Source organism: Variovorax sp. W1I1 (assembly GCF_030815625.1).
GTDB lineage: Bacteria > Pseudomonadota > Gammaproteobacteria > Burkholderiales > Burkholderiaceae_C > Variovorax > Variovorax paradoxus_C.
The window spans coordinates 271,121-289,937 of sequence record NZ_JAUSWZ010000001.1; the positions used below are offsets into that span (position 1 = coordinate 271,121).

The window sequence follows — 18,817 nt, forward strand, 5'->3', positions numbered from 1 at the left end:
ATGAAACAGCAATGGGTCCGTTTTGAAGACGCCGGCAAGCCCGCCTTCGGCACCGTGCAGGGCGATGCGGTGCACGAGCACCAGGGCGACATGTACGGCCGCTCCGAGCCCACGGGCCGCGTGTTCGTGCTCGCCGGCCTGAAGCTGCTTACGCCCAGCGAGCCGACCAAGGTGATCGCGCTGTGGAACAACTTCCATGCGCTGGGCGCGAAGCTGAGCCTGCCGGTGCCCGCGGAGCCGCTGTACCTGCTGAAGGCGCCCAACTCCTTCGCGGCGCATGGCGATGCGATCAAGAAGCCCCTGTGCGAAGGCAAGGTGGTGTTCGAGGGCGAGCTGGGCATCGTCATCGGCAAGACCGCCACCGCCGTCAGCGAGGCCGATGCGCTCGACCACGTGTTCGGCTACACCTGCGCCAACGATGTGACCGTTGCCGACATCCTGAACCGCGATGCCTCGTTCGCCCAGTGGGTGCGCGCCAAGGGCTTCGACACCTTCTGCCCGATGGGCCCCGTGGTGGCCACCGGCCTCGACCCCGCAACGCTCGTCGTGACGACCGTGCTCAACGGCGAGGAGCGCCAGAACTATCCGATCAGCGACATGCGCTTTTCAGTGCAGCAGCTGGTCAGCCTGATCTCGCAGGACATGACGCTGAACCCCGGCGACGTGATCCTGTGCGGCACCTCGGTGGGCGTCGGCTCGATGAAGCCGGGCAGCCAGGTCGAGATCGGCATCGAAGGCATCGGCAAGCTCTCCAACCGCTTCGGTTGAGACGACAAAAAGCAGCCTTGCCGGCCTCGCACAACGCATTCAAAACTACTGGGGATCGACATGAAGATTGCAGTCATCGGCGCAGGCGCCATCGGCGGCCTGGTCGGCGCGAAACTCGCGCTGGCCGGCGAGGACGTGACGTTCATCGTGCGCGGCGCGAACCTTGCGGCCATCAAGGCGAACGGCTTCAAGCTGGTCTCGGCCGAAGGCGAGGAGCAGGTCGCGCGCAACGTGAAGGCCACCGACAGCTACGACGAGGCCGGCCCGCAGGACATCGTCATCCTCGCGATGAAGGCGCACCAGGTCGAAGCCGTGGCCAACGACGTGCCCAAGCTCTTCGGCCCCGAGACCATGGTCGTGACGATGCAGAACGGCATTCCGTACTGGTACTTCCACAACCACGGCGGCGCGCTCGCGGGCACGCCGGTGCGCAGCGTCGACCCCACGGGGCTGGTGAGCGCGAAGGTGCCGGCCGAGCGGGTGATCGGGTGCGTGGTGTATCCCGCATCGGAGCTCATCGCGCCGGGTGTGGTGAAGCACATCGAAGGCGACCGCTTCCCGGTCGGCGAGCTCGATGGCTCGTCGAGCGAGCGCGTGAACCGCGTATCGGCCTGCTTCACCGGCGCGGGCTTCAAGGCGCCGGTGCTGGACAACATCCGCGCGGAGATCTGGCTCAAGCTCTGGGGCAACCTCACCTTCAACCCGATCAGCAGCCTCTCGCATTCGACGCTGGTGGACATCTGCCAGTACCCGCCGTCACGCGACCTCGCGGCCGCGATGATGCGCGAGGCCCAGGCCGTTGCGCACAAGCTGGGCATCGAGTTCCGCGTGACGCTGGAAAAGCGCATCGCCGGCGCCGAGAAGGTCGGCAAGCACAAGACCTCGATGCTGCAGGACGTCGAGGCCGGCCGTGCGCCGGAGATCGATGCACTCGTGGGCGCGGTGGTCGAGCTGGCGCGGCTCACCGACACCTCGACGCCGCACATCGACACCGTGTACACGCTGGTCAAGCTGCTTGCGCGCACGATGGAAGACCAACGGGGCCAAGTCCGTCTTCGCGAGATGGCATGACAAGAAAGAACGACACACCATGAGACGCACACGCAGCGCAAAGATCGTCGCCACGCTCGGCCCGGCCACACCCGACGAGCAAGCCATTCGCGCGCTGTTCGAGCGTGGCGTGGATGTCTTCCGTCTGAACTTCAGCCACGGCTCGCAGCACGACCACGCGCGCCGGCTGGAGGCGATCCGCCGGCTCGAGAAAGAGTTCGGCCGGCCCATCGGCGTGCTGCTCGACCTGCAAGGGCCGAAGCTGCGGCTGGGCACCTTCGAGGGCGGACGCGCGCAACTGGAAGCAGGCCGGCGCTTTCGCCTCGACATGGACACGAAGACCAACGGCGACTACCGCCGCGCACCGCTGCCGCACCCCGAGATCTTCGCGGCGCTGCAGGCCGGCACCGACCTCTTGCTGGACGACGGCAAGCTGCGCCTGCGCGTAGAGAGCCATGGCGCTGATTTCGCGGAGACCACCGTGGTGGTTGGCGGGCCGATCTCGGACCGCAAGGGCGTGAACGTGCCAAGCGTGCTGCTGCCGATCTCGCCGCTCACCCCGAAGGACCGCGACGACCTGGACTTCGGCCTCTCGATGGGCGTGGACTGGGTCGCGCTCTCGTTCGTGCAAAGACCCGAAGACATCACCGAGGCGCGCGAGATCATCGGCAAGCGCGCCTGGATCATGGCCAAGCTGGAGAAGCCCGCGGCCATCGAGCACCTGGACGGCATCGTCGCGCTGGCCGACGGCGTCATGGTCGCGCGCGGCGACCTCGGCGTGGAGCTGCCGCCCGAGCAGGTGCCCGAACTGCAGCGCCGCATCGTGCGTGCCTGCCGCCAGCACGGCAAGCCGGTGGTGGTGGCCACGCAGATGCTCGAATCGATGATCGCGGCGCCCGTGCCCACGCGCGCCGAAGTGTCCGACGTGGCGACCGCGATCTACGACGGCGTCGATGCCGTGATGCTCTCGGCCGAATCGGCCTCGGGCAAGTACCCGCTCGAAGCGGTCGGCATGATGGACCGCATCGTCGCGCGCGTGGAGGCCGACCCGTCGTACCGCACCGGCATCGACGCGACGCACGATGCGGCGCTGTCGACCACGGCCGATGCCGTGTGCGCCTCGATGCGGCAGGTGGCCGCGCTGCTCGCGCCGGCCGCTACCGTCACCTACACCTCCTCGGGTTTCACGAGCCTGCGCGCCGCGCGCGAGCGGCCGGCGGTGCCGATCCTGAGCCTCACTCCTGACGTGGCGGCGGCGCGCCGCATGGCGATGGTGTGGGGCGTGCACGCGGCGCTCGTGGACGACGTGCACGACGTGGCCGAGATGATCGACTGCGCCTGCCGCACCGCGCAGGCCGAAGGCTTTGCGAAAGCGGGCGACGACGTGGTGGTGGTGGCTGGGTTGCCCTTCGGTTTGTCGGGGACGACGAACCTGTTGCACGTCGCACGAATCCCGGGCGTCCCGGGTTGACGCCCGGTGGCTGACAAGGGCTCGCACGCTACGATGGCCCTTCGATTGCAGCCCCACTTTTCCTCCCGATGAAGCATGCGACCCTGCGCCAGTTGAAGGTCTTCGAGGCGGTCGCACGGCTCTTGAGTTTTTCGCGCGCGGCGGAGGAGCTTCACCTCACGCAGCCGGCCGTTTCCACGCAGGTCGCCAAGCTCGAGGAGCATGCGGGCAACGTGCTGTTCGAGCAGTTCGGCAAGAAGATCTTCCTGACGCCCGCGGGCGCCGAGCTGCTGCAGATCAGCCGCGCGATCATCCAGCAGTTCGAGGCGGCCGAGAACGCGATGATGCAGTTCAAGGGCGTCTCGGGCGGCAAGCTCAATGTGGGCGTCATCAGCGCGGGGGACTACTTCTTTCCGCGCCTGTTGGTGGAGTTCGCAAGCCGCCATCGCGGCGTGACGCTGAACTTCACCGTGCACAACCGCGAGGGGCTCTTGACCCACATCGCGGAGAACCTCACCGACCTCGCGATCATGGTGCGGCCGCCCACCGACCTGGATACGTCGAACCAGGCCTTTGCACCGCACCCTTACGTGATCGTTGCGCCGCCGACGCATCCGCTGGTGGGCGTGGCGGGCATTCCACTGAAGCGCCTGATGCGCGAGCCGTTCGTGGTGCGCGAGAAGGCATCGGACACTTGGCACTCGATGGAAGACGGCTTCGGGCGCGAGCTGGAGCACATCAACATCGCGATGGAAATCCGCAGCACCGAGACGATAAAGCAGGCGGTGATCGCGGGCATGGGCGTGAGCTTTGTCTCGGCACACACCATCAGCCAGGAGCTGAAGGCCGGCAGCTTGTGCGTGCTCGACGTGGAAGGCTTTCCGCTGATGCTCAACTGGTACGTGGTGCACCGCCGCACCAAGCGCCTGCCGCCGGTGGCGCAAGCCTTCAAGGACTTTCTGCTGAGCGATGGCGCATCGCTGATCTCGCAGATCGTGCCGTTCAAACCGCTGCAATCACTGCAGCAGCAGCCCTGAAAAAACAAAAGAGCGCTTGAAGCGCTCTTTGTCTTTGGGGCGGGGCACGATCGATCAGTTGGTCAGTGCGCTGCGGATGCTCTTGCGGTGTTGCACGAGGGCGGCGCGAGCGGCCTTGTACATGATCACGATGGGCATTGCGGCGACCAGATCGCGGAGGGCTTCGTCGTTGGTGGCCGATTGCGGGGCAGTGCGGATCGCGCGGGAATCGAGGGTGGTGTTGCTCATGGAAATGCTCCTAAGAAGTTGAATCAAAAAGACTGAAGGGATTACCCGCAATTTTAGGGTTTACCCTAGACGATCGCAAACGCTGATTTCGCGTTTCTTGACCTAGGTCAATTTTTCTCCCGATGGATGCGGGGTGCAAGCTTGCATTGAGGCCTTTGTTCGGGCCTTTGTTCGGGCCTTTGTTCGGGCCTTTGTCCGGGGCGGGTGCACAGGCCACCGGGTACTCCCCTCCGCGAATGTCCCCCGCTTCGCTCCTCCTTTATTTCGCTGCGGGGAGCACCCGATGCCCTGCGCACTTGGGCACGCTGCTGGTGTTTCGCTGATCAACGACTGCTCTGAAAACGAGCACGCCGATGGGGTGCCTTGCGCAGCGAAATAAAGGAGGAGCCGAAGGCGGGGGACATTCGCGGAGCAAGGTACCCCGTCGGCGTGATCGCACCCCGAACAACAGCGCCAAGAACAACAGCACCGCATCACCAAGCCCTTCCAAAAACGAAGCCAAGTGCTAGGGATATCTCGGGGGTCTCAACAACTCGCGATTCGTGTGAACTTGACTGCGGTCAAGAGTTTTTGAGTCGTGCAGTCCGACAGTCATCCACGCGCAAAAACAAGTGATTCATTTCCGTTTTTCACTCGACTGATTGCGTCGTCTTTCCCGAGACCGTCGGACTCATCAAAACATTAAGGACAACTCCATGACTCGGCCAACCACCACGATTGCGGGTTCCAACCCCGCGATGTATCCACCTTCGGATTCCACCTACGCCGTCACCGCCAAGCGGTCCGAAGCGTATCGATGGGGACAGTTGCTGATCGGCATCGTCTGCATGGCGATGATTGCGAACCTGCAATACGGCTGGACCCTCTTCGTCAACCCCATCGCTGAAAAGCACGGCTGGAGCCGCGCCGCCATCCAAGTGGCCTTCACCATCTTCGTGCTCACCGAGACCTGGCTCGTGCCCATCGAGGGCTACCTCGTCGACCGCTTCGGCCCGCGTCCCGTGGTGCTCGTGGGCGGCGTGCTCTGCGGCCTTGGATGGGTGATGAATTCGTTCGCCGCTTCGCTGCCGATGCTCTACGTTGCGGCGGCCGTCGGCGGTATCGGCGCGGGCGCGGTGTACGGCACCTGCGTGGGCAATGCGCTCAAGTGGTTTCCCGATCGCCGCGGGCTTGCAGCGGGCATGACCGCCGCGGGCTTCGGCGCCGGCTCGGCCCTCACGATCATCCCGATCTCCGTGATGATCAAGACCAGCGGCTACGAGTCTGCGTTTCTCTATTTTGGGATCGGTCAGGGCGTGATCGTCTTCGCCCTGGCCTGGTTGCTCACCCGTGCACCCGATCACGTGAAGGCGGCGTCGAGCCGCGGCAACGTGCAGCAGTCGCAGCGCGACTACGCACCGTCGGAGGTATTGCGTTCGCCCATCTTCTGGGTGATGTACGCGATGTTCGTGATGGTGGCGGCCGGCGGCCTCATGGCCACCGCGCAGCTCGCGCCCATTGCGCAGGACTTCAAGATCATGGACGTGCCGGTCAACATCATGGGCCTGGTGCTGCCCGCGCTGACCTTCGCGCTCGCCATCGACCGCGTGCTCAACGGCCTGACGCGGCCCTTCTTCGGCTGGGTCTCCGACAAGATCGGCCGCGAGCAGACGATGTTCGTTGCCTTCGCGCTCGAAGCGGTCGGCATCCTGGCGCTGTACCACTACGGACAGAACCCGATCCTCTTCGTGCTGCTGACCGGCATGGTGTTCTTCGCCTGGGGCGAGATCTACAGCCTGTTCCCATCGACCTGCGCCGACACCTTCGGCTCCAAGTACGCCGCATCGAACGCCGGCATGCTCTACACCGCGAAGGGCACGGCCTCGCTGCTGGTGCCGCTCTCCAGCGTGCTCGCCGCATCCACCGGCAGCTGGCATGCGGTGTTCATCGTCGCGAGCGCAGTGAATGCCGCGGCCGCGCTGATGGCCTGGTTCGTGTTGCGTCCGATGCGCCGCAAGCACATCGAGGCCAGCCGCCAGGCGTCCTGATTCCATTGTTCTTTCAGTCAGCGAAGGCCGATGCGCGAGGCGCGCGAGCGCAGCACATCGGCCCGCCACGGGTCGGTGGCTTCGAGGGTGTCGGCCGCGACCTGCAAGGCGCGCATCTGCTCCACGTCCTCGATGAGCTTGCGGGGGCTGAGCAAGGCCTCCATGAGCATGAAGGCCTCGTCGGCGAGGCCCCGGAGCGCATCGGCAAGGCGCTCGGCGCCCTTCGCTTGTACGGAGTGACCAAGGGTCGGCATGAATGGCTCCCGGTTGCATTGAAGGTTGAACGCCTTCATCTTCTGCCCGGCCACCGCCCAAGTAAAACGAGATTAATTGCCAGTTGAATGCAAAAATAATGCATTCAACGAGGGCGCCTCGATGGACATCAACCTGGCCCGCACCTTTCTTGCGATCGTCGAGACGCGCAGCTTCCAGCGCGCCGCGGAACGCCTGCATGTGACGCAGACATCGGTGAGCGCACGCGTGCGAACGCTCGAAGAACTGCTGCGCCGCAAGCTCTTCGTGCGCAACAAAGCGGGGGCCGCCCTCACGCGCGCAGGCGAACAATTTCTTCCGCATGCGACCACGCTCGTGCAGGTGTGGGAGCGGGCGCGCCACCAGGTGGCGGTGCCCGACGGCAGCCAGGCGGTGCTCGCGGCCGGTTGCGAGATCAGCCTGTGGGACCCGCTGCTGCTGCGCTGGCTGCTGTGGCTGCGCCAGACCGCGCCGCAGCTCGCAATTCGCACCGAGGTCGGCTTTCCGCACGACCTGCTCGACAAGGTGGCGGCGGGCGTGCTCGATGTCGCCATCGTCTATGCCCCGCAGCAGCGGCCGGGGCTGCGCGTGGAATTGCTCATCGAAGAAAAGCTCGTGATGGTCACGACCGCCAAGCGCCCGCGCGTGCCGCGGCCGGCGGATTACGTGTACGTCGACTGGGGTCCGGAGTTCGCGGCGCAGCACGGCCTCGCGTTTCCCGAACTCTCCAACGCGGCGGTGAAAGCCGGGCTCGGGCCGCTCGGCCGCGAGTACCTGCTGGCCGCGGGTGGCACCGGCTACTTTCGGCTCGACGTGGTGCGCGCGCATCTCGAATCGGGGCACCTGCGGCGCGTGCCCAACACGCCGGAGTTTCTCTACCCCGCGTACGCGGTCTACGCGGTGGGCGCCGATCCGGCCATCGTCGGGCCGGCGCTCGCGGGTCTGCGCGAGGTCTCTGCCGGCGGCGCCCGGCCCCTTGTTTCCGGGAAATTGACCTGAGTCAAGGCCATTGCCTTCTTATTCCCTGACAGTGCCCCCACAGCGGGAAACCACGGTTTTCCTGGGACGCGGCCTCCGAGCCGGGATGCAAGGTCACGATGAATAAGAAACCGCCAAGGAGCGCCGCATGAACGAAGTGGGCCGACACGCCACGATGAGCGAATCCGATGAACTGGCCGCGGTGCGCCAGGTGCTGCAGGAGCGCGCCGAAGAGCCGGGGGCGTTGCTCCCGATCCTTCACGACGTGCAGGACGCGCTGGGCTATATCCCGCCGCACACCGTGACGACGATCGCCGAGGGCGTGAACCTCTCGCGCGCCGAAGTGCATGGCGTCATCACCTACTACCACCACTTCCGCTCCGCGCCGGCGGCGCGCCATGTGATCCAGATCTGCCGGGCCGAGGCCTGCCAGTCGATGGGTGCCGATGCGCTCTTGGCCCACGCGGAACTGCGGCTGGGCTGCAGCGCGCACGGCCATTCGAAGGACGGCAACTTCACGCTGGAGCCGGCCTTCTGCCTGGGCCTGTGCGCCTCGTCGCCCGCGATGACGATCAACGAAGAACCGCACGCGCGCATGACGACGCGTTCGTTCGATGCGCTGGTGGCGCAATACGGAAGCTGCGCATGAGCCTCACCATCTATGTCCCGCGCGACTCGGCCGCACTGGCGGTCGGCGCTGAACGCGTGGCCGAGCGCATCGCGCAGGAAGCCGCGATTCGCGGCGTGTCTTTCGGCATGGTGCGCAACGGTTCGCGCGGCCTGTTCTGGCTGGAGCCGATGGTCGAGGTGAGCACGCCCGCCGGTCGCGTGGCCTACGGGCCGGTGACCATCGACGACGTGGCCGACCTGTTCGATGCGGGCTTCGCCGAAGGCGCGCAGACGCACCCGCTCTCGCTCGGCCTGACCGACGAGATCCCCTACCTGAAGAAGCAGGAGCGCCTGACCTTCGCGCGCATGGGCATCACCGATCCTGTGTCCGTCGCCGACTACGAAGCACATGAAGGCTATGCGGGCCTGCGCCGCGCGCTGGGCCTCAAGCCCGACGAAGTGGTGCAGCAGGTGCTCGACTCGGGCCTGCGCGGCCGCGGCGGCGCGGCGTTCCCGGCGGGCATCAAGTGGAAGACGGTGATGGCCACGCCGGCCGCGCAGAAGTACATCGTCTGCAACGCCGACGAAGGCGACTCGGGCACCTTCTCCGACCGCATGACGATGGAGGGCGACCCGCTCATGCTCATCGAGGGCATGACCATCGCGGGCATCGCCACCGGCGCGACCAAGGGCTACGTCTACATCCGCTCCGAATACCCGCATGCCATCGCGACGATGAACGAGGCGATCCGCGCGGCGGAGGCCGCCGGCTTCCTCGGCGACAACATCCTCGGCTCGGGCCAGACCTTCTGGCTCGAAGTGCGCAAGGGCGCGGGCTCGTATGTGTGCGGCGAAGAAACCGCGTTGCTCGAAAGCCTGGAAGGCAAGCGCGGCATCGTGCGCGCCAAGCCGCCGCTGCCGGCCATCACCGGCCTCTTCGGGCAGCCAACGCTCATCAACAACGTGATCACGCTCGCGAGCGTGCCGCTGATCCTTGCGCGCGGTGCCGAGCACTACCGCGACTTCGGCGTGGGCCGTTCGCGCGGCACGCTGCCGATGCAGCTGGCCGGCAACATCAAGCACGGCGGGCTGGTGGAGAAGGCCTTCGGCGTCACGCTGCGGGAGCTGCTGTACGACTATGGCGGCGGCTCCGCCTCGGGCCGGCCGATCAAGGCGGTGCAGGTGGGCGGGCCGCTCGGTGCGTACCTTCCCGAATCGCAATGGGACCTGCCACTCGACTACGAGGCCTACGCGGCCGTGGGCGGCACGGTGGGCCACGGCGGCATCGTGGTGCACGACGACACGGCCGACCTCTCCAAGCTCGCACGCTATGCGATGGAGTTCTGCGCCATCGAGTCGTGCGGCAAGTGCACGCCGTGCCGCATCGGATCGACCCGCGGCGTTGAGGTGATCGACAAGATCCGCGCGGACAACAAGCGCGTGGAGCACGTCATCCTGCTGCGTGACCTGTGCAATACCATGGTCCACGGCTCGCTGTGTGCCATGGGCGGCATGACGCCGTTCCCGGTGCTGTCCGCACTCGACCATTTCCCACAGGACTTCGGTCTCGTGGTCCCCGATCGCAAGGCTGCTTGACCGCATCGAACGCATCGCACCGCACAAGCAGCAGGAGACAAGAACACATGCTCGACCATCTGAAAGAAATCGACTACGGCACCCCCAAGCGCGAATCGACGCGCGAAGTGACGCTGGAGATCGACGGCAACGAAGTCACCGTGCCCGCGGGCACCTCGCTGATGCGCGCGGCGGTGGATGCTGGCATCAACGTGCCCAAGCTCTGCGCCACCGACAGCCTGGAGCCCTTCGGCTCGTGCCGCCTGTGCCTGGTCGAGATCGAGGGCCGCAAGGGCTTCCCGGCCTCGTGCACCACGCCGGCCGAAGCCGGCATGAAGGTGCGCACGCAGACGCCCAAGCTGCAGGACCTGCGCAAGGGCGTGATGGAGCTGTACATCTCCGACCATCCGCTCGACTGCCTCACCTGCTCGGCCAACGGCAACTGCGAGCTGCAGGACATGGCGGGCGTCACGGGCCTGCGCAACGTGCGCTACGGCTTCGACGGCGCCAACCACCTGAAGGACCAGAAGGACGAGTCGAACCCGTACTTCACATACGACCCTTCGAAGTGCATCGTGTGCAACCGGTGCGTGCGCGCCTGCGAGGAAACGCAGGGCACCTTCGCGCTGACCATCAGCGGCCGCGGCTTCGAGTCGCGCGTGTCGCCGGGCCAGGACGAAGCCTTCATGGAATCGGAATGCGTGAGCTGCGGCGCCTGCGTCGAAGCCTGCCCGACCGCCACCTTGCAGGAGAAGTCGGTCATCTGGCTCGGCCAGCCCGAGCACAGCATCATCACCACCTGCGCCTACTGCGGCGTGGGCTGCGCCTTCAAGGCCGAGATGAAGGGCAACGAGGTCGTGCGCATGACGCCGTGGAAAGACGGCAAGGCCAACGAAGGCCACTCCTGCGTGAAGGGCCGCTTCGCCTGGGGCTACGCCACGCACCAGGACCGCATGCTCAAGCCGATGATCCGCAAGAACATCAGCGACCCGTGGCAAGAGGTGAGCTGGGACACCGCGCTCAACTACGCGGCGGGCGAGTTCAAGCGCCTGCAGGCCAAGTACGGCAAGGATTCGATCGGCGGCATCACGTCGTCGCGTTGCACGAATGAAGAAACCTACCTCGTGCAGAAGCTGGTGCGTGCGGCCTTCGGCAACAACAACGTCGACACCTGCGCCCGCGTGTGCCACTCGCCCACGGGCTATGGCCTGAAGCAGACACTCGGTGAATCGGCCGGCACGCAGACCTTCAAGTCCGTGGAGAAGGCCGACGTGATCATGGTGATCGGCGCCAACCCGACCGACGGCCATCCGGTGTTCGCCTCGCGCATGAAGAAGCGTTTGCGCGAAGGCGCGAAGCTGATCGTGGTCGATCCACGCCGCATCGACATCGTGAAGTCGCCGCACGTGAAGGCCTCGCATCACCTGCAGTTGAAGCCCGGCACCAACGTAGCCGTGGTCACTGCGCTCGCGCACGTCATCGTGACCGAAGGGCTCACGGCCGACGCCTTCATCGCCGAGCGCTGCGACACCGCTTCGTTCGCTGCGTGGAGAGATTTCGTCGCGCAGCCCGAGCAATCGCCCGAGGCCACCGAGAAGGCCACCGGCGTGCCGGCTGCCGAGATGCGCGCCGCGGCCCGACTGTTCGCGAGCGCCGCCAACGGCGCAATCTTCTACGGCCTCGGCGTGACCGAGCACAGCCAGGGCTCGACCACCGTGATGGGCATCGCCAACCTCGCCATGGCCACCGGCAACGTCGGCCGCGAAGGCGTGGGCGTGAACCCGCTGCGCGGCCAGAACAACGTGCAGGGCGCGTGCGACATGGGCTCGTTCCCGCACGAGCTGCCGGGCTACCGCCATGTGTCGGACAGCACCACGCGTGCATCGTTCGAAGCGGCCTGGGGCGTGACCATCGACCCCGAGCCGGGCCTGCGCATTCCCAACATGTTCGACTCCGCCATCGGCGGCGGCTTCAAGGGCCTCTACTGCGAGGGCGAGGACATCGTGCAGTCGGACCCCAATACGCAGCACGTGGCAGCGGCCATGATGGCGATGGAATGCGTGGTGGTGCAGGACATGTTCCTGAACGAAACCGCCAAGTACGCGCATGTGTTCCTGCCGGGTTCGTCGTTCCTCGAGAAGGACGGCACCTTCACCAATGCCGAGCGCCGCATCTCTCGCGTTCGCAAGGTGATGCCGCCGAAGGCTGGCCTCGCCGACTGGGAGATCACGGTGAAGCTCGCGCAGGCGCTGGGCTACCAGATGGACTACAAGAGCCCCGAGGACATCATGGCCGAGATCGCCGCGCTGACGCCGACCTTCCACGGCGTGAGCTACAAGCGCCTAGACGAACTCGGCAGCATCCAGTGGCCCTGCAACGACGACGCGCCCGATGGCACGCCGACGATGCACATCGATGCCTTCGTGCGCGGCAAGGGCCGCTTCATCGTCACGCAGTACGTGGCGACGGACGAGAAGGTCACGCGCAAGTTCCCGCTGCTCCTGACCACCGGGCGCATCCTCTCGCAGTACAACGTGGGCGCGCAGACGCGCCGCACCGACAACAACCTGTGGCACGGCGAAGACCGGCTGGAGATCCATCCGCACGATGCGGAAGAACGCGGCGTGAAGGACGACGACTGGGTCGGCATCCAGAGCCGCGCGGGCGAGACGGTGCTGCGCGCCACGGTGTCCGAGCGCATGCAGCCGGGCGTGGTCTACACGACCTTCCATTTCCCCGAGTCGGGCGCCAACGTGATCACCACCGACAACTCCGACTGGGCCACCAACTGCCCCGAGTACAAGGTGACGGCGGTGCAGGTGATGCCGGTGATGCAGCCCTCGACCTGGCAGCAGGAGTACAGCCGCTTCAACAAGACGCAGATCGACCTGGCGACGGCTGCTTCGGCGACGGACCGCAGCAACGAGACGATCCCCGCGAAGTAGGGAAGCAGAAGCGCCATGAACAACATCGCCACCCTGCCGGCCGCCGAAGGCGCCGACACCTTCTGCGAAGGCGCGCTGCTCTTGCCCGTGCACGGCGTGCGCGGCGGCGAGGCCTACGCGGTGCAGGACTGGGTGGCCGAGGAAGTGCCGGTGGCGCTGGAGTTCAACGGCATCTCGCACGCCGTGATGCTCGCAACGCCGCTGGACCTGGAAGACTTCGCACTCGGCTTCTCGCTGAGTGAAGGCATCCTCGATGCGGCGCACGAACTCTATTCGGTGGACATCGCGCCCTCGGACCTCGGCATCACGGTGCGGCTGCAGGTGTCGAGTGCCGCGTTCAACCGCTTGAAGCAGCGGCGCCGCACGATCGCGGGCCGCACCGGCTGCGGCCTGTGCGGCACCGAGAGCCTGGCGCATGTGTCGCGCGAACTGCCGGTGCTCGGCGATGCTTCTGTGGCGCTGGAGCGGCAGGCCATCGCGCGCGCGATGTCGCAATTCCAGTCGCTGCAGACGTTGCAGCAGGCCACCGGCGCGGTGCATGCGGCGGCGTGGTGTTCGGCCGAAGGCGAAGTGATGTGGCTGCGCGAAGACGTGGGCCGCCACAACGCGCTCGACAAACTGATCGGCGCCCTCGCGAGCAATGACATCGACGCGTCTACCGGCTTCATCGCCGTCACCAGTCGCGCGAGTTTCGAGATGGTGCAGAAGACTGCGATGGCGGGCGTGCCGCTGCTGGCTGCCGTGTCGGCGCCGACTTCGTTCGCCGTGGCCACGGCGGAACGCGCGCGGCTCACGCTGGTCGGCTTCGCGCGCAAGGACGACCTGGCCGTCTACAGCCATCCGGAGCGCGTGACGACGGCTGGGCGGGAACTCTCATCCACATCGACCGGGCGCCGCGCGCACTGACGCGAGCTGCCGGCAAGCTACTTCATCTCTTCAAAGGCAGTGCATGCACGACCACGATCCGACGGCGCAACTGGTCAAGATGGCCAACCAGATCGGCAGCTTCTTCCAGGCCCAGTCGCCCGACAACGCGACGATGGCCACGGACGCGATCGCGGCGCACCTGAAATCGTTCTGGGCGCCGAGCATGCGCATGCAGTTGATCCGCGCGCTCGAAGCGGGCGGCGCGACGCACCTGATGCCGATCGTTGCGTCGGCCGTGCGCAGCCATCGCGCGAACCTGCTGCCGGGCGGGGCGGTCGAGCTGGCTGAAAGGAAAGAGCAGTTTCCGCCGGGGGGCGGCGACGCGGGGTAGGTAGGTCCCGGATCAGGTGAGGCTGGTGCGCCTCATCTGCTGCTGCTCCGTGTATGACTTCAGCAGCGCCTCATAGCAAAGGCACAGCGGCATCGCGATGAACACCATTCCCGCGACGTAGATCACCAGGCTCAGCACGGGGAAGTTCTCGCCGCCCCAGTGCGGGATCGACGTGGCGATCGCCAGAAGCGCGACGACCGCGATCACCACATGCAGCGCGCTGCGCACGAGCGCGATCCGCGAGGACGTCGGCGCGTCGTACATCCGACGGTCGTGCACCGGGCCGTGGTCGCCCTTGTCTCCATCTTTTTTCATCGTCGCTCCTCGGTGAAGGCGTCGATGAATTGTTAACTCCGGGTTCGGCCCGGTCAAGATCGAAGTCCCTAGTACATCGCCCCAGAGATTTCGAAACACGAAAGCGCGTCTTCGCTCCGATGGCGGCGTTGCAAATCCTCGCGGTACCTGCGGGTATCGCTGCGGTTTGCGCCTTGCCCTCGGCGCGAATCCATCGCTTTCGTCATGTTTCGAAATCTCCGGGGCGACGTACCAGGATTTCGATCAGTCGTACTTCAGGGTGTAGATCAGGTCGAGGCCGCTGGTCTGGCCTGCCTGTCCGCGCAGCGTGAGGCGTGTCGTCAGGTCGTAGAAGATGAAGAGCGTGCCGAAGGTGCCGCCGACGCTGCGTTCGTAGGTCACGTAGAAATCCTTCGACAGCCGCTTGCCCAGCGTGACCGCCGACTCGCGCAGGTCGCCGCCGCTGCCCGGACCCTTGAATCCGAGTTCGTCCAGGCCGAAGCGGCTGGCGAGGCTGCCGCCGCTGCCGCTCTTGCCGATCTTGCCCAGCACCGCGAGCGCGGCCTGCTGCAGCAGCGCCGACTCGCCGCCGCTGGTGGCCGAAGCGCGCCCGAGGATCACCCACGAGAGCGTTTCCGCATCGGAGAGCGCGGGCTCCGAATAGAGCTTCACGCGCGGCGACTGCGCGCTGCCCGAGATCTGCACGCCCGCGCGCTGAGAGATGTTCGGGCGGATCGCGAGGATGTCCAGTTGCGGATTGTCGAAAGGCCCGTTGAAGCGCGCGACGCCGGTTTCCACATCGAGCTGCTGGCCGTAGGCGCGGTACTGGCCCTTCACGGTCTTCACCTCGCCGGTGATGCGCGGCGGCGCATTGAGCTTGGTGCTGCGGATTTCCAGGTCGCCTTCGAGCCGCGTCGTGATGCCGCGGCCCTGCACCGCGAAGTCGTCGCCGAGGTCGAAGTTCACGACGATGTCGGGCGGCTTCGCGGTCTGCGGCTTGGCGGCCTGCGCATCGGCGCGGGCCGATTCGCGCTGCGCGGCCTCGGCCGCTTCGCGGTCCTTGGCGGCCGAGCGCACGACCACGTCGGTGCCGAGGCTGGGCGCGGTTTCGTCGGGCAGGATGATGACGGCGCGGTCGGTCTTGAGCTTGCCGCGCACGGTGAACTGGCCGGCATCGAGCCGCGCCTGCAGGTCGCCCGAGAGCGTGACCTGGCGGTCGGTGCGCACCAGCACGCGCAGCGCGCGCAGTTCGCCTTGCAGCGCCATGCGGATGCTCGGCGTGGCGGTGCCCGGTGCGGCGCCCCAGCTCATGTCGCCGCGCGCCGAAAGCGATCCGCCATCGGTGCCCGCCTCGCTTGCCGCGGTGCTGCGGTTGCCGCTCTGGCCGCCGATGCGGGCCGAGCTGCCGGCGCCGCCCTTGAGCGTGAACTCGGTGATCTCGATGCGGTCGCCGGCGAGGCTGGCGCGCAGGCGCCCGTCGCGCAGGTCCAGCCCTTCGACCGGTGCGCGCAGCGCGAGCTTGTCGGCGCCGAGCGTGCCGTTCCAGCGCGGCGCGGCGCGGTTGCCCGAGAGCGTGGCGTTGGCGTCGAGCGTGCCGGCGATGCGCCAGCCCGGCGGCGCGAGCATCGACCACACGCCCAGGTTCGGCAGCGTGGCCTTGATGCTGCCGCCCAGCGGCGCATCGGGCGCCCACTGCCAGCCGCCGGCACGCTGCGTGACGCGCGTGTTCATGTCGGCGTTGATCTTGCCGGCGCGTTCGCTGTCCCAGGCCAGCGTGGCGCGCACCGCATCGCCTTCGGCGTCGAGGCGCAGCTCGGCCTGGCGCAGGCCCGCGGGGGTGCTCGGCGAATCGGCGCCGCCCGCCGAGGCGGAATTCATCGTGCGCTCGCTCGCGGTGCCGGTTCCGGTGCTCGTGATGCGGGTGACCAGCGCGGCCTCGCCGGCCTGCACGCGGATGTCGCCGCTCTGGCGCGCGATGCGAGCCTTGGCGCGCAGCGTGTCGCCGGCGTCGATGTCCCAGTCGCCGTCGAACATCAGGTCGCCGCTGATGCCCAGGTCGCTGAGCGTCGAGCTCGCACCGAAGGCGCCGGCCCAGGCCATCGGCAAGCCCTGCATCTGGCCTTTGGACTGCACACGGAACACCTTGTTCGGCGCCGCGCCGCTCTGGCTGAAGCGCAGCGGCTGCCAGTCGATGCGCACGGTGCCGGGCACGGGGCCGCGCAGCGTGGCCGAGGCGGCGGAGGCTTCGACGTCGAGGCGGGCCGGGTTGCCACCGGCGCGGATGGTGGCGGTGACTTCGCGGCTCAGCTCCACGATCCACGGGTTGCCTGGGCGGGCGCTGTCCTGCGCCTGCAGGCGCAGGCTGGCGAGTGCAGCGCGCCACTGATTGGCGCCAGCGATGCCGCCGCTGGCACGGGTGTCGAGCGTGATCTTCTGGGTGCCTGTGGTGGCTTCGCCTTTGAGCGTGAGCGCGGCCTGCGCGAGGCTGCCCGAAAGGTCGGCCTGCAGTTCGCGCAGTTGCACCGCGGTGGCAGTGCCGCCCGGCTGCGCGGCGGGCAAGTTGAGGTCGAGGCGGGGCACGGCGAGCGCGGCCTTGAGCGTGGGCTCGGCGATGCCGCGCTGCGCGGGTGCGTTCGCGTTCTCGATGCGGCGCTGGATGGTCCGCCAGCCGCCTTGCCAGCTCGCATCGAGCCGCGCCGAGCCCTTGGCCGTCGTGCCTGCGAACACGCCCGAGAGACCGGGCAGGCCTTCGACCCAGCGCTGCAGGGTGTCGGTATCGTCGATGCGCGCCTTGATGTCGCCTGCGCCCGCGTCCGGCGCGATGCGGCCTTCGACCTGCGCGCCGCCGCCGGGCAGCACGAGGTTCAGCTTGCCGCTCGCGGCCTGCTCGGCCACGCGCACCTGCAGCTTGCCGTCAACGCTCGCGCGCTGGGCTTCGATGCGCAGCGTGCGCAGGTCGAGCACCTGGTCTTTCCACTGGCCTTGCGCCAGTGCGCGGTCGAGCGCGAAGCCCGGCAGCGACTTGCTGCCCGCGCCGCCTTCGGCCTTGAGCGATGCGTCGAAGGTGATGGTGTCTTCGCGCTGCTGCGCCGTGACCTGGCCGCTGACGGGCGCGCCTGCGAGTTCGCTGTGCAGCGCGCCGGGCCGCACGCTGCGCACCGTCGCGCGAATCTGCCAGGGCGCGGGTGCGGGGCTCCAGCGGCCCTCGGCATCGATGCGGCCGCCGCCGGCGCGCACGGTGGCTTCGGGGATGGTCCAGTTGGTGCCGTCGAAGCCGACGCGGCCTTGCACCTGTTCGACCGGGAGCTTCGATCGGTCCCACGGGCCGGGCAGGGCGTTGCGGATGTCGGCCGAGGCCTTCCATGCAGAGGCGCCCGCGTCCGCATCGGGTTCGACCGAGACGGTGCCGGTGAGCTGCGTTTCAGGCGCGCCGGGCCAGAGGCTCGACGCATCGACGTTGCTGAGATCGGCCTTGGCATCGATCACCGGTTGCGGCAGCCAGGGCGCGATCTGCGCCTGCAGCTTGGCTTCCATCGGCGCGTCGGCGTTCTCTTCGGCGGGCTTGAGTTCGGCGGCGACCTGCAAGCGCGCAGCCGTGCCGGCGAGCGTGCCCTTCACGGTGGCTTGCGCGATCACGTCGATGTTGTGGTCTTCGGCCAGCGGCGCCTTCACGCGGCCGTCGAGCGACGCATCGATCGCCATCGGCGCGGGACCCTGCAGCTTGACGCGCGCGCTGTAGTGGCCGTCGGCGATATCGACGCCCTTCACTTCGAGCGCGTGCTCGGCGTTCCTGTAGACGTAGCTGCCGGTGAGGTTCTTCGCCTCCAGCACGGGCGGGCCGGCCCAGCGCACCTCGTCGATGCGAAAGGGCACGTCCACGTCGACCGGCAGCACGAGCTGTTCGAGCGGTTGGATGGGCTCGTTGCTCGGCGCACCGCGCTTCTCGATCAGCACCTGCTTCGCATGCACCTCGCCGAGCTGCACCTTGCGCTGGAAGAGTGGCGCGAACTGCCAGCCGATGGTGGCGTCGTTCACCTCGACCGCGATGCTCTCGCTCTGGTACTTGAGCCAGCCGATGTGTCCGCCGGTGCGCAGCGACCCGGTCACGTCGCGGCTTTCGAGCGTCTGGCCCGCGGGCAGGCGCTGCGCCGCTTGCGCCAGCGCGAAGGCGAGCGAGGTGTTTGAGCCCAGCCACCACCACGCGCCGGCAACGAGCAGCAGCACGGCGAGGAAGAGGCCCGCGAAGGTCCATGCCAGCGCGCGCATGACGCGGCGCGCGCGCGAGCGCCTGACGGCCGGCGGCACGGGCGGCGTGGGGTTGGAGACGGCTTCTTCGTTCGACATCG

At 67.4% G+C, this 18,817-nt stretch carries 15 protein-coding genes; 11 read left to right on the plus strand and 4 right to left on the minus strand.

Annotation, left to right across the window (positions count from 1 at the left end; translation table 11 throughout):
- The 4 genes from QFZ83_RS01325 to QFZ83_RS01340 all read left to right on the plus strand — a co-directional run bounded on the left by QFZ83_RS01325 (window position 1) and on the right by QFZ83_RS01340 (window position 4,305).
- Window positions 1–768, plus strand: a complete 768-nt coding sequence (locus QFZ83_RS01325; RefSeq protein ID WP_307501680.1) for a fumarylacetoacetate hydrolase family protein — start codon at window positions 1–3, stop codon at window positions 766–768.
- A gap of 60 nt (window positions 769–828) precedes the next feature.
- Entirely contained in the window at window positions 829–1,839 is a 1,011-nt protein-coding gene (locus QFZ83_RS01330) for a 2-dehydropantoate 2-reductase (RefSeq protein WP_206175481.1), read from the plus strand.
- A 19-nt stretch (window positions 1,840–1,858) separates the two neighbouring features.
- Complete coding sequence (gene pyk / locus QFZ83_RS01335) at window positions 1,859–3,289, plus strand: pyruvate kinase (protein WP_307501684.1); 1,431 nt, start codon at window positions 1,859–1,861, stop codon at window positions 3,287–3,289.
- A gap of 68 nt (window positions 3,290–3,357) precedes the next feature.
- The gene (locus tag QFZ83_RS01340; protein ID WP_307501687.1) at window positions 3,358–4,305 is read left to right on the plus strand and encodes a LysR family transcriptional regulator; all 948 of its coding nucleotides are present in this window, start codon (window positions 3,358–3,360) and stop codon (window positions 4,303–4,305) included.
- 54 nt (window positions 4,306–4,359) lie between these two features.
- Here QFZ83_RS01340 and QFZ83_RS01345 read toward each other — a convergent pair whose 3' ends face one another.
- Window positions 4,360–4,533, minus strand: coding sequence for a hypothetical protein (locus tag QFZ83_RS01345; RefSeq protein WP_013543550.1), 174 nt, complete (start codon window positions 4,531–4,533; stop codon window positions 4,360–4,362).
- Between the two features lie 737 nt (window positions 4,534–5,270).
- On the opposite strand from QFZ83_RS01345, the gene oxlT reads away from it, so the two are divergent.
- The gene (gene oxlT, locus QFZ83_RS01350) at window positions 5,271–6,560 is read left to right on the plus strand and encodes an oxalate/formate MFS antiporter (RefSeq protein ID WP_373423469.1); all 1,290 of its coding nucleotides are present in this window, start codon (window positions 5,271–5,273) and stop codon (window positions 6,558–6,560) included.
- Window positions 6,561–6,577: 17 nt separating this feature from the next.
- On the opposite strand, the gene QFZ83_RS01355 is transcribed toward oxlT, so the two are convergent.
- Entirely contained in the window at window positions 6,578–6,814 is a 237-nt protein-coding gene (locus QFZ83_RS01355) for a hypothetical protein (protein ID WP_307501691.1), read from the minus strand.
- Window positions 6,815–6,935: 121 nt separating this feature from the next.
- Between QFZ83_RS01355 and QFZ83_RS01360 the strand changes: the two genes are divergently transcribed.
- The 6 genes from QFZ83_RS01360 (at window position 6,936) to QFZ83_RS01385 (ending at window position 14,177) form a co-directional block, all read left to right on the plus strand.
- Window positions 6,936–7,811, plus strand: a complete 876-nt coding sequence (locus tag QFZ83_RS01360) for a LysR family transcriptional regulator (RefSeq protein ID WP_307501693.1) — start codon at window positions 6,936–6,938, stop codon at window positions 7,809–7,811.
- A 127-nt stretch (window positions 7,812–7,938) separates the two neighbouring features.
- Window positions 7,939–8,439, plus strand: coding sequence for a formate dehydrogenase subunit gamma (locus QFZ83_RS01365; RefSeq protein ID WP_013543546.1), 501 nt, complete (start codon window positions 7,939–7,941; stop codon window positions 8,437–8,439).
- The gene (locus QFZ83_RS01370) at window positions 8,436–9,995 is read left to right on the plus strand and encodes an NADH-quinone oxidoreductase subunit NuoF (protein WP_307501696.1); all 1,560 of its coding nucleotides are present in this window, start codon (window positions 8,436–8,438) and stop codon (window positions 9,993–9,995) included. Before QFZ83_RS01365 ends, QFZ83_RS01370 begins: the two co-directional genes overlap by 4 nt.
- A gap of 47 nt (window positions 9,996–10,042) precedes the next feature.
- Window positions 10,043–12,919 carry a formate dehydrogenase subunit alpha gene (gene fdhF, locus QFZ83_RS01375; RefSeq protein WP_307501699.1) on the plus strand — a complete coding sequence of 959 codons (2,877 nt, stop codon included), beginning with the start codon at window positions 10,043–10,045 and terminating at the stop codon, window positions 12,917–12,919.
- A 15-nt stretch (window positions 12,920–12,934) separates the two neighbouring features.
- Window positions 12,935–13,825, plus strand: coding sequence for a formate dehydrogenase accessory sulfurtransferase FdhD (gene fdhD / locus QFZ83_RS01380; protein WP_307501702.1), 891 nt, complete (start codon window positions 12,935–12,937; stop codon window positions 13,823–13,825).
- Between the two features lie 43 nt (window positions 13,826–13,868).
- Window positions 13,869–14,177 carry a formate dehydrogenase subunit delta gene (locus tag QFZ83_RS01385; RefSeq protein WP_013543542.1) on the plus strand — a complete coding sequence of 103 codons (309 nt, stop codon included), beginning with the start codon at window positions 13,869–13,871 and terminating at the stop codon, window positions 14,175–14,177.
- Between the two features lie 12 nt (window positions 14,178–14,189).
- Here QFZ83_RS01385 and QFZ83_RS01390 read toward each other — a convergent pair whose 3' ends face one another.
- Together QFZ83_RS01390 and QFZ83_RS01395 are read right to left on the minus strand one after the other, a co-directional pair.
- Window positions 14,190–14,492, minus strand: coding sequence for a hypothetical protein (locus tag QFZ83_RS01390; RefSeq protein WP_307501706.1), 303 nt, complete (start codon window positions 14,490–14,492; stop codon window positions 14,190–14,192).
- 243 nt (window positions 14,493–14,735) lie between these two features.
- Window positions 14,736–18,815, minus strand: a complete 4,080-nt coding sequence (locus QFZ83_RS01395) for a translocation/assembly module TamB domain-containing protein (RefSeq protein WP_307501709.1) — start codon at window positions 18,813–18,815, stop codon at window positions 14,736–14,738.
- Between the last annotated feature and the right edge of the window lie 2 nt (window positions 18,816–18,817).

What these genes read in the sequence shown, in the direction of transcription:
- QFZ83_RS01325 (WP_307501680.1), top strand. Translation starts at nt 1, where the DNA reads ATGAAACAGCAATGGGTCCGTTTTGAAGACGCCGGCAAGCCCGCCTTC.
- QFZ83_RS01330 (WP_206175481.1), top strand. Translation starts at nt 829, where the DNA reads ATGAAGATTGCAGTCATCGGCGCAGGCGCCATCGGCGGCCTGGTCGGC.
- pyk (WP_307501684.1), top strand. Translation starts at nt 1,859, where the DNA reads ATGAGACGCACACGCAGCGCAAAGATCGTCGCCACGCTCGGCCCGGCC.
- QFZ83_RS01340 (WP_307501687.1), top strand. Translation starts at nt 3,358, where the DNA reads ATGAAGCATGCGACCCTGCGCCAGTTGAAGGTCTTCGAGGCGGTCGCA.
- QFZ83_RS01345 (WP_013543550.1), bottom strand. Translation starts at nt 4,533, where the DNA reads ATGAGCAACACCACCCTCGATTCCCGCGCGATCCGCACTGCCCCGCAA.
- oxlT (WP_373423469.1), top strand. Translation starts at nt 5,271, where the DNA reads ATGTATCCACCTTCGGATTCCACCTACGCCGTCACCGCCAAGCGGTCC.
- QFZ83_RS01355 (WP_307501691.1), bottom strand. Translation starts at nt 6,814, where the DNA reads ATGCCGACCCTTGGTCACTCCGTACAAGCGAAGGGCGCCGAGCGCCTT.
- QFZ83_RS01360 (WP_307501693.1), top strand. Translation starts at nt 6,936, where the DNA reads ATGGACATCAACCTGGCCCGCACCTTTCTTGCGATCGTCGAGACGCGC.
- QFZ83_RS01365 (WP_013543546.1), top strand. Translation starts at nt 7,939, where the DNA reads ATGAACGAAGTGGGCCGACACGCCACGATGAGCGAATCCGATGAACTG.
- QFZ83_RS01370 (WP_307501696.1), top strand. Translation starts at nt 8,436, where the DNA reads ATGAGCCTCACCATCTATGTCCCGCGCGACTCGGCCGCACTGGCGGTC.
- fdhF (WP_307501699.1), top strand. Translation starts at nt 10,043, where the DNA reads ATGCTCGACCATCTGAAAGAAATCGACTACGGCACCCCCAAGCGCGAA.
- fdhD (WP_307501702.1), top strand. Translation starts at nt 12,935, where the DNA reads ATGAACAACATCGCCACCCTGCCGGCCGCCGAAGGCGCCGACACCTTC.
- QFZ83_RS01385 (WP_013543542.1), top strand. Translation starts at nt 13,869, where the DNA reads ATGCACGACCACGATCCGACGGCGCAACTGGTCAAGATGGCCAACCAG.
- QFZ83_RS01390 (WP_307501706.1), bottom strand. Translation starts at nt 14,492, where the DNA reads ATGAAAAAAGATGGAGACAAGGGCGACCACGGCCCGGTGCACGACCGT.
- QFZ83_RS01395 (WP_307501709.1), bottom strand. Translation starts at nt 18,815, where the DNA reads ATGTCGAACGAAGAAGCCGTCTCCAACCCCACGCCGCCCGTGCCGCCG.